Genomic DNA, 9,739 nt, shown 5'->3' with positions numbered 1-9,739 from the left:
CCATGGACCAAGGCCTGCGCTTCGCCATCCGCGAAGGCGGCCGCACCGTCGGCGCCGGCGTGGTGGCCAAGATCGTCGAGTAATCGATCGATCTAGCTTCGGCTGAGAATGCGAAGGCCCCGGAGAGAAATCTCCGGGGCCTTTTGCTATTGGTTTTCACGCCTTCGCCCCTACCTGATCAGGACGCGTGTCTTCGCAGAACGCGTTATCCTGTCGGGTGAATTCGGGGTGAACTCTTGATCCGCACTAAGCCTGTCGTCCTGTCGCTGGTCGTCGCCGTACTGGCCGCCTCGGTTATGGCCGCCTGCCAGAAGACGCCCGACCCGCCGTCGACGATCACCCTGCCGCCTCCGGGCCTCGGCGACCGCGTGCGGGTGCTGAGCGCCGACGCCATGGTCATCGACGGCAATCACGTGCGCCTGGCCAACGCCTATGCGCCGCAGGGCGTGCCCGACGCCCGCTGCTGGGCCGAGGCCACCGCGGCCCAGACCACCCGGGCCTGGGTGCGGGCGAAGATGAAAGACGCCCGCGAGATCACCGTCGAGCCCGCGACAGGCTTTGACGAGTTCCATCGCCAGCTGTCGATCGTGACGGTGGACGGCGTCGATCTGGGCCAGGAGATGTACGCCAATGGCCTGGCGGCAAGGCGCTCCGAGGGTCTGAACGGGCGCTTTGCCTGGTGCGATCCCATCAGCGGCAAGGCCCCCGGCGCCCCGGCGGTCAACTCCCTGCTCAACTAGGCCCCCCAGCGCCATAAGGAGGCGGCCGGCGAAGGCGTTGCTCCGTTCGCCTTACGGGGCGCGGCCATCGGCGACAGCCTTGCGACATCGCTCCGCGATTGCTGAACCCCGCCGCGCGGAGGCGTGCGGGGTGCGAGGCTGCGGCATGATGCGCGGTTGACGTGGTGTAAAAACATACCGCATCATCGAAACGAATGTTCGAATCTCAAGATCGGACATTTGCCCGCGCGAATGGTGGGCTTTTTAGTCAAGCGTTTCCAGTACCCGGCCTAGGGAGACCCCAAAGTTGTCGGCACGCGAATACGCATCTTCAATCTTCGAAACGCGCCTGTTCGGCGACGCGATGGTGAAAACCGTCGTGCGCGCTGACCGACGCGCGAGGCGCGCCGCCGACTGAGTTTCCCAAAGCCCAAAGGCCTGCATTCAAAAAAAGCAGCACGGGAGGGAAGACTATGAAGAAAGCGATGTTCCTGCGCGGGGCTTCAGCCTTGACGCTTATATTCTGCGGTGCGGCGGGCGCGACCCACGCCCAGTCCAGATCGTCAAACGACCAGGGTCCGGTCCTGGTGGAAGAGGTCATCGTCACCGGCTCGTTCATCAGGGGCACGCCTGAGGACGCCTCGCTGCCGGTCGACGTGATCGGCCTCGAGGACCTGCAGAAGCAGGGTTCACCCTCGACGGTGGAAATGCTCAAGGCCCTGCCGGTCTCGAACGGCGTGCTGGGCGACACCAACCAGTTCGACAGTCGCGCCCAGGGCTCGGAAGGCTCGGGCTCGGTCAACCTGCGCGGCCTTGGCTCGCAGCGCACGCTTGTGCTGATGAACGGCCGGCGTCTGGCGATCAACCCGCTGGCCGCGGCCGGGGCGGGCATCGTCGACACCAACATCATTCCCACCGCCGCCATCGGCCGGATCGAGGTGCTGAAGGACGGGGCGGCGGCGACATACGGATCCGACGCCATCGCCGGCGTGGTCAACTTCATCACCCGCAAGAACTTCAACGGCCTGGAAGCTGGGGCGGACTACCGGATCATCGACGGCTCGAAGGGCGACTATGGCCTGAACGTCACCTACGGCAAGGTCTGGGACAAGGCCAACATCCTGGCCAGCGTCGGCTGGCAGCACCGCTCGAAACTAGGCGTCGCCGATCGCGACTGGGCCAACCAGCCCTATCTGACCAACCCCGAGGCGGGCTGGTCGGCGGCGGGCAATCCCTCGACCTTCATCCCGGCGGCGGCCTCGACCACCGGCTTCCGCGATCCCAGCTGCGCCGGCCTGGGCGGCTATGCCGGCTTCAGCGGCCTGACGCCCGTCTGCTACTGGCACTACACGCCGTTCGACAACCTGGTCGAGAAGCAGGACGCCATCCAGGCCTATGGCGAGGTCAACGCCGACCTGTCGGAAAAGACCAAGTTCCACATGGAGGTCCTGTACAGCCACACCGACGTTCCGGACTGGAACACCTCGCCATCCTACGCCGCCCTGGCGGTGCCGACGTCCGAGGTCGCCGTCGCGCCGTCGGTGATCGGCCGCTACTATGTGCCGGCCAACAATCCCGGCCTGATCGCCTTCATGGCCGCGAACCCGACCATCGTCACCACCAGCCTGGTGAACGGCGCCCAGGCCACCGTGCCCTCGGCGATCCTGGCGGGCGGAGCGATCAACGCCGCCAACCGGCCCTATGGTCTGGGCGGCAATCCCGCCTTCGGCTACGGCCCCTCGATCGGAGCCCGCGCCTACGACGCCTACCGGGTGTCGGGCGATCTGCAGGGCGAGTTCGACAACGGCATCGGCTGGGAAATGGCCCTGACCTATTCGCAGGAGATCGGGATCCGCACGGGCTATGACACCCTGGTCAACCGCTACCAGTTGGCCCTGCGCGGCCTGGGCGGCCCGCGCTGCGACACCGACGCCGCCACGCCCGGCGTCCAGGGCACGCCCGGCGTCAACGGTTGCCTGTTCTACAACCCGTTCGCCAACGCCATTCCGGGCAACGTCATCACCGGCGAGACCAATCCGGGTTACAACGCGGCCCTGGCCAACACCGAGGAAGTCACCCGCTGGTTCTTCCAGAAGCTGACGACCAAGCAGGCCTCGCGCCTGTTCGTCGGCGAGGCGGTGCTGAACGGCAAGACCAACATCACCTTGCCGGGCGGCGACATCGCCTGGGCGGCCGGGGTGCAGTATCGGCGCACCTACTTCAAGTCCGACTACAACGACATCAGCAACGCCCTGATCAATCCGTGCGTCAACACGCCAGACTTCGGCGTCGTCAACTGCACCGGCTCGGTCCGCAACGGGCCGTTCATGTTCCTGGGCGTCAACACCCCGGCCGACAAGCAGAGCGACATCATGGCCGGTTTCGGCGAGCTGTCGGTGCCGATCACCGAGGACCTGCAGATGCAGTTGGCCGCCCGCTATGAGGACTATGGCGGCGCCACGGGCTCGACCTTCAATCCCAAGGTCGCGCTGCGCTGGCAGGCCAACTCCTGGATGGCGCTGCGCGGCTCGGCCGGTTCGACCTTCCGCGGGCCGCCCGACCCGCAGTTGGTCACCTCGTCGATCACCTCGCTGCAGAGCATCCTGGGCGTGTTCCGCGCCGTCGACATCTACGGCAATCCCGACCTGCAGCCGGAAGAGGCCAACACCTATAATGCCGGCGTTCTATTCAGCAGCGGCAACTTCAAGGCCAGCGTCGACTACTTCCAGTTCGACTTCGACAAGCCGATCGTCGCCGAACCGGTGGCGGGGATGGTCAACGCCCTCTATCCGAACGGCGCGACCGGGGCCAACAATTGCGGCAACCCGACCTATGCGGCCCTGCAGGCGCGGTTCACCTACAGCACCAACTGCAGCACGATCTCGTCGCTGGCCCGCCTGAAGACCTACTATGTCAACGGACCGTCGATCAAGAATTCGGGCGTCGACGTCTCGGCCGACTACCTCTTCGAGGACGTGATCGGCGGCGACTTCCGGCTCGGGGCCAACGCCACCTACATCGCCGAATACAAGATCGACGCCCAGACCGTCGAAGGCGTGGTGGTCAACCCGGCGTTCGATGCGGTGGGCCTGCTCAACTACCAGACCATCGCCGTGCCGATCCCGCAGTGGAAGGGCGACCTCTTCGGCGAATGGACCAAGGGGGCGCACAATCTTCGCCTGACGGTCCACTATATCGACAGCTACGAGGATCAGCGCACCGCGCCGTTCGCGGCCGGGGCCTACAAGGACTCCACCGGCGCCGCGGTGCAGGTGTCGCAGGGCAAGAAGATCGACACCCAGGTCCTCACCGACCTGGCCTATCGGGTGTTCCTGCCGTGGGACGCCACCTTGACGGCGGCGATCACCAACGTCTTCGACAAGGATCCATCTTACGCCCGCTTGGACCTTGGCTACGACCCCTTCACCGGCGACCCGCTGGGCCGGACGTACAAGTTTGGGCTGAAGAAGAAGTTCTAAGGTCTGCGGCAACGGACGGGACACACCCTCACACCACGGGCGGCATCAGCTGGATGCAGAACTGGAACGAGTGTGTGTCCCCAACTCTTGGCGCCGGCCTACCTCGAAAACAGTCCCGTCAATAGCGGCCGGGCGAACAGCCTGGCCGCTTCCTCGCGCTCCAACCCGGGAACCCAGACGCCCAGCGAGGCGGCGGCGTTGAGCATCGAATTGATCATATGGGCGGCGATCATCGGGTCCACCGCCCGGACCGAGCCCTCGGCCACGCCGTCGGAGATGATCGCCGCGAAGCGCTCGGAGCCGCGGTTGTAGCCCTGGGTCATCTCGGTGCGGATCTCGATCGGCAGGGCGCCCATCGACGAGGCGCGCAGCAGCGGACCGTGGTCCGACAGCTGATAGGCGACCAGGGCCGCCGTCGCCGACGACAGCTGCTCCCAGCTGTCCTTGGCCAGGTCGCGGGCGTCGACTTGAGCCTTGCGCGTGACGGCGAAGGTGCGCTCGAAACACTCGACCACCAGGGCGTCCTTGTCCTCGTGATGGTGGTAGAAAGAGCCCTTGGTGACATTGAGCTGGGCCGAGATGTCTTCGACCGAGGCTCCGCGATAGCCGCGCTGGTTGATCAGCCGGGTGGCGGCGATCAGGAAGGTCTCGCGCCATTCCTGACCGTCCGGCGATTGCGGCGTCGGATCGGGCAGGGGCAGCGGCGCCCAGGCGCTCTTGTCCGCACCCGCTTGGGGCGCCAGTCCGTTGACCAGGATGTCGTACATCTTGTCGCGCACGCGGCCATAGTCATCGACGTCATAGCGACGCAGCCAGGAGCCCGACCAGAACACCTGCTCGAGCAGCAGGTGGGTGCGGGCGTTGCGGTCGCGCTTGTCCAGGTGATCGAACTCGGCGCCTTCGAAGAAGCCGCGCACCCGCCGGAACAGATCGTTGAACGCACCCTGCACCGTGCCGCGCAGAGGCTCCTTCAAGGCCCGCATCTCGGTGAAGCTGGTCAGGGGGGCGGTCTCGCCCAGACGCACCCGGCGGTTCAGGTCGAGATAAAGGTTCAGGAAATTCAGCAGGCGCGTGGGCGCGTCCGGCGCCTTGCCCGCCTCGGTGACCAGGGCGTCGAAGCGCTCCAGGCCGCGCATGAAGCAGGCGGCCGCCAGGTCTTCCTTCTTGCGATAGTAGTAGGTGACGCTGGTGGTGATCAGCCCGACCTTGGCGGCGACGTCGGCCAGGGTCATGCCCTTGACGCCCTGACGGTTCAGGATCGCGGTCGCGGCGGCGAGGATCGCCTCTTTCTTCTTCGCATACCGCTCGGTGGCGGGGCTCGCGATCCGGCCGTCGTCCATGTGTCGCCCCCTGTTCGCGGCCCCTCGCGCGCGTCCTTGGACCCGCTGGTCCAATTTAGGAAGCCCTGTCTTCACGACAAGGCGCGCAAGCTGCTTCGGCGCCGCTTTCGTGCACGTGGAATCTTGCGGCCGTGTTGTGCAATTGAGGTGTCGTCGAGGTTCGAAGATCGAGGACGCGCGGCAGGCTTGTCGCGCAAGTGCTTGCCGATCCCCGTTCCCTAGTTTTCAATCGATATGCGCGTTATGGGGCGAGGGCGGGTTTCGCGCGCCTCGCGGTCGCCGCCAAGAAACAGTACGCCGCTCCTTCCTGTGATCCTCTACAGGCGGGCGGCCGCAGGAGGGATTTCGTCTTGAGCACGCCTGAAGCCGTCGGTCTGTCGTCGGATCGACTGAAGCGCATCGACGCCTTTATCCAGGAGCGTTACATCGCGCCGGGAAAGCTGCCCTGCGCCCTGGTGCAGGTCTGGCGGCGGGGCCAGTTGGCCCACACCACGATCCTGGGCTCGGCGGACAAGGAGCGTGGGCTGCCGCTGAAGGCCGACAGCCTGTTCCGCATCTATTCAATGACCAAGCCGATCACCTCGATCGCCTTCATGATGCTGGTCGAGGAGGGCAAGGTCGCGCTGGACGACCCGGTGCACCGGTTCATCCCGTCGTGGAAGAAGCTGGGCGTATTCGCGGCCGGCGTGGCCGGCGCCTTCCAGACCAAGCCGGTCGACCAGCCGATGCGGATCATCGACCTGCTGCGCCACACCGCCGGCCTGACCTACGGCTTCCAACAGCGCACCAATGTCGATGCGGCCTATCGCAAGCTGAAGCTGGACGGCGTCGACAGCGAAGGCGGGCTGGAGGCCTTCGTCGAAACCCTGGCCGACATTCCCCTGGAGTTCTCGCCGGGCGAGGCCTGGAACTATTCGGTGGCCACCGACGTGCTCGGCTATCTGATCCAGGCGATCTCCGGCCAGCCCTTCGACGTCTTCCTGAAGGAGCGGATCTTCGACCCGCTGAAGATGGGCGACACCGGCTTCTTCGTGCCTGACGACCAGCGCCATCGCTTCACGGCCTGCTACACCCTCAACCCCAAGGGCGAGGTGGTGCTGCAGGACGATCCGACCACCAGCCACTACCTGTCCGAGCCGTCGTTGAAGTCCGGCGGCGGCGGTCTGGTCTCGACGGCCGACGACTACATGCGGTTCTGCCGGATGCTGCTGAACGGCGGCGAGCTGGACGGCGCGCGGATCGTCAGCCCCAAGACCCTCAAGCTGATGACCCTGAACCATCTGCCGGGCGGGCGGGAGCTGACGGAGATGTCGCAGTCGCTGTTCAGCGAGGCGGTGTTCGAGGGTCTGGGCTTCGGCCTGGGCTTCGCCATGACCGTCGATCAGGCGCGGACCAAGAACCTGGGCTCGCTGGGCGAGTACTTCTGGGGCGGCATGGCCTCGACGGCGTTCTGGATCGATCCGGTCGAGGACCTGGCCGTGGTGTTCATGACCCAGCTGATCCCGTCCTCGGCCTATCCCATCCGGCGCGAACTGCGGACGCTGGTCTATGCGGCGCTGACGGAAAGCGCGGCCTGAGCCGACAAGAAAGCGGCGCGGGAGATAACTCCCGCGCCGAGTGCGCTTCACCTAGTCGACACGCCGAAAGGCGCGCCGCGTCCGCGAAGATGGCCAGCTTCGAAGATGTGGGACGAGTGCAAGTCGCGCCCCGACGCCGACCCCCTTACGCGTACGCCCTCAACAGTCGGAACAAACACCAGCCGTCCCGCCGCCCCCGTGGCGGATGCCGCCTCGGCGGTTTCCCCCGCGCGCACGGATTGGCTCCGACTGAAACCCGTGTTTTTCGAATTTCGGGTATGAATGCGGCGACGTCAATGGGCGGGCGCCTAAATTCCCGGCGCCCTTACGGACCTCTGGACTTCGGCCGCAGGTCGTGCAGGGTTTGCTTCAAACAATCGTTCAAAAGAACGTAACCACAGATTTGAGGGTGGAAAACGCCATGGCCGCGATCAACAACGTCACGGATCTGACCGTCGAAGGCGACATCGGCGTCGTCACGCTCAACTCGCCGCCGGTCAATGCGCTGTCGGCCGCCGTGCGCGAGGGACTGTCCAAGGCCTTCGACGCCGCCATCGCCGACCCGGCGGTCAGGGCCATCGTGCTGATCTGCGAGGGCAAGACCTTCATCGCCGGCGCCGACATCACCGAGTTCGGCAAGGCCATGACCGGCCCCTCGCTGCAGGACGTGCAGAACACCATCGAGAACTCGCCCAAGCCGGTGGTCGCCGCGATCCACGGCACGGTGCTGGGCGGCGGTCTGGAGGTGGCGCTGGTGGCGCACTATCGCGTGGCCGTGCCGTCGGCCAAGGCGGGCCTTCCGGAAGTGAACATCGGCCTGCTGCCCGGCGCGGGCGGCACCCAGCGCCTGCCGCGCGTGGTGGGCGTCGAGAAAGCTCTGGAGATGGTCACCACCGGCCAGCACGTGCCGGCGAAAGCCGCGCTCGCGATGGGCCTGTTCGACTCCCTCGTCGAGGAAGGCGCCCTGCGCGACGGGGCCATCGCCTTCGCTCGCGTGGTGCTGGCCGAGGACAAGCCGCTGACACGCATCCGCGACCAGAACGCCAAGGTCGAGGCCGCGCGAGGCAAGCCCGAGATCTTCAGCGAATTCCGCAAGGCCAACGCCCGCAAGTTCCGCGGCTTCCTGGCCCCCGAGAACAACATCAAGTGCATCGAGGCGGCGGTGAACCTGCCGTTCGACGAAGGCCTCAAGGCCGAGCGCAAGCTGTTCATGGAGCTGATGACCGGCAGCCAGTCGGCCGCCCAGCGCTATGTGTTCTTCGCCGAGCGCCAGGCCGCCAAGATCCCCGACGTTCCGGACGACACCCCGATCCTCCCGATCAAGAAGGTCGGCGTGATCGGGGCCGGCACCATGGGCGGCGGCATCTCGATGAACTTCCTCAACGCCGGCATTCCGGTGACGATCATCGAGGCCAAGTCCGAGAACCTGGATCGCGGCGTCGGGGTGATCCGCAAGAACTACGAGAACACCGCCAAGAAGGGCCGCCTGACCCAGGACGACGTCGAAAAGCGCATGGGCCTGCTGACGCCGTCGATGAACCTGGAGGACCTGGCCGACTGCGACCTGATCATCGAGGCCGTGTTCGAGCTGATGGAGATCAAGAAGGAGGTGTTCGGCAAGCTGGACAAGATCGCCAAGCCCGGCGCGATCCTGGCCTCCAACACCAGCTATCTGGACATCGACGCGATCGCCGCCAGCACCAGCCGGCCCGAGAGCGTGATCGGCCTGCACTTCTTCTCGCCGGCCAATGTGATGAGGCTCTTGGAGATCGTGCGCGGGGTCAAGACCGACAAGTCGGTGATCGCCACCTCGATGCAGATCGGCAAGAAGATCGGCAAGGTCGCCGTGCTGGTCGGCAACTGCCACGGCTTCGTGGGCAACCGCATGCTGGCCCAGCGCCAGCGCGAGGCCCAGAAGCTGATCCTGGAAGGGGCCATGCCCTGGGACGTCGACCGCGTGCTCTATGATTTCGGCCTGCCGATGGGGCCGTTCGCCATGAGCGATCTGGCCGGTCTCGACATCGGCTGGGATTCCACCAAGTCGAGCTCGTCGACCGTCCGCGAAGTGCTGTGCGAGATGGATCGCCGCGGCCAGAAGAACGGCAAGGGCTTCTACGATTACGACGAGAACCGCGTCGCCAAGCCCAGCAAGGAAGTCGAGCAGGTGATCCTCGACTTCGCAGAGAAGCGCCAGATCCAGCGCCGCGCGATCAGCGACCAGGAGATCCTGGAGCGCTGCCTGTATCCGATGGTCAACGAGGGGGCCAAGATCCTGGAGGAGGGCAAGGCGATCCGGGCTTCGGACATCGATACCGTCTGGATCAACGGCTACGGCTGGCCGGTCTATACGGGCGGCCCGATGTTCTGGGGCGAGCTGGTGGGCCTGGACAAGATCCTGGCCAGCATGAAGGCGTTCCAGGGCAAGTTCGGCGACGACTTCAAGCCTTCGGCCTTGCTGGAGCGCTTGGTGGCCGAGGGCAAAGGGTTCAAGGACGCGTGAGGCGCCCGGGGGTGAAAGCCCCCTCAGTCGCTACGCGACAGCTCCCCCTAAGGGGGAGCATCTTTCAGGATGCGCTGACCTAGATCCTCCCCCTTTGGGGGAGGTGGCCCGGAGGGCCGGAGGG

Annotated in this window: 6 protein-coding genes; 5 read left to right on the top strand and 1 reads right to left on the bottom strand. The window is 65.8% G+C overall.

The annotated features are described in order from the left end of the window. The 3 genes from WAL33_RS10840 to WAL33_RS10830 form a co-directional block, all read left to right on the top strand. On the top strand, positions 1-83 hold an 83-nt coding region (locus tag WAL33_RS10840; RefSeq protein WP_082464997.1), incomplete at its 5' end, for a hypothetical protein. A gap of 153 nt (positions 84-236) precedes the next feature. After that, the gene (locus WAL33_RS10835) at positions 237-740 is read left to right on the top strand and encodes a thermonuclease family protein (protein ID WP_422181258.1); all 504 of its coding nucleotides are present in this window, start codon (positions 237-239) and stop codon (positions 738-740) included. A 452-nt stretch (positions 741-1,192) separates the two neighbouring features. Then, positions 1,193-4,198, top strand: a complete 3,006-nt coding sequence (locus WAL33_RS10830; RefSeq protein ID WP_422181256.1) for a TonB-dependent receptor — start codon at positions 1,193-1,195, stop codon at positions 4,196-4,198. 98 nt (positions 4,199-4,296) lie between these two features. On the opposite strand, the gene WAL33_RS10825 is transcribed toward WAL33_RS10830, so the two are convergent. Then, the gene (locus WAL33_RS10825; RefSeq protein WP_422181254.1) at positions 4,297-5,538 is read right to left on the bottom strand and encodes a TetR/AcrR family transcriptional regulator; all 1,242 of its coding nucleotides are present in this window, start codon (positions 5,536-5,538) and stop codon (positions 4,297-4,299) included. Positions 5,539-5,888: 350 nt separating this feature from the next. Here WAL33_RS10825 and WAL33_RS10820 point away from each other — a divergent pair, with 350 nt between their 5' ends. Both WAL33_RS10820 and WAL33_RS10815 read left to right on the top strand, forming a co-directional pair. After that, complete coding sequence (locus tag WAL33_RS10820) at positions 5,889-7,115, top strand: serine hydrolase domain-containing protein (RefSeq protein ID WP_422181252.1); 1,227 nt, start codon at positions 5,889-5,891, stop codon at positions 7,113-7,115. 409 nt (positions 7,116-7,524) lie between these two features. Next, positions 7,525-9,615 (top strand): 3-hydroxyacyl-CoA dehydrogenase NAD-binding domain-containing protein, encoded by a 2,091-nt coding sequence (locus WAL33_RS10815; RefSeq protein WP_422181250.1) that lies wholly within the window; start codon positions 7,525-7,527, stop codon positions 9,613-9,615. Positions 9,616-9,739: the final 124 nt, after the last annotated feature.

The organism is Caulobacter sp. (assembly GCF_049283275.1).
Taxonomy (GTDB): Bacteria; Pseudomonadota; Alphaproteobacteria; order Caulobacterales; family Caulobacteraceae; genus Caulobacter.
This window is presented reverse-complemented; position numbering and strand designations above follow the sequence as displayed.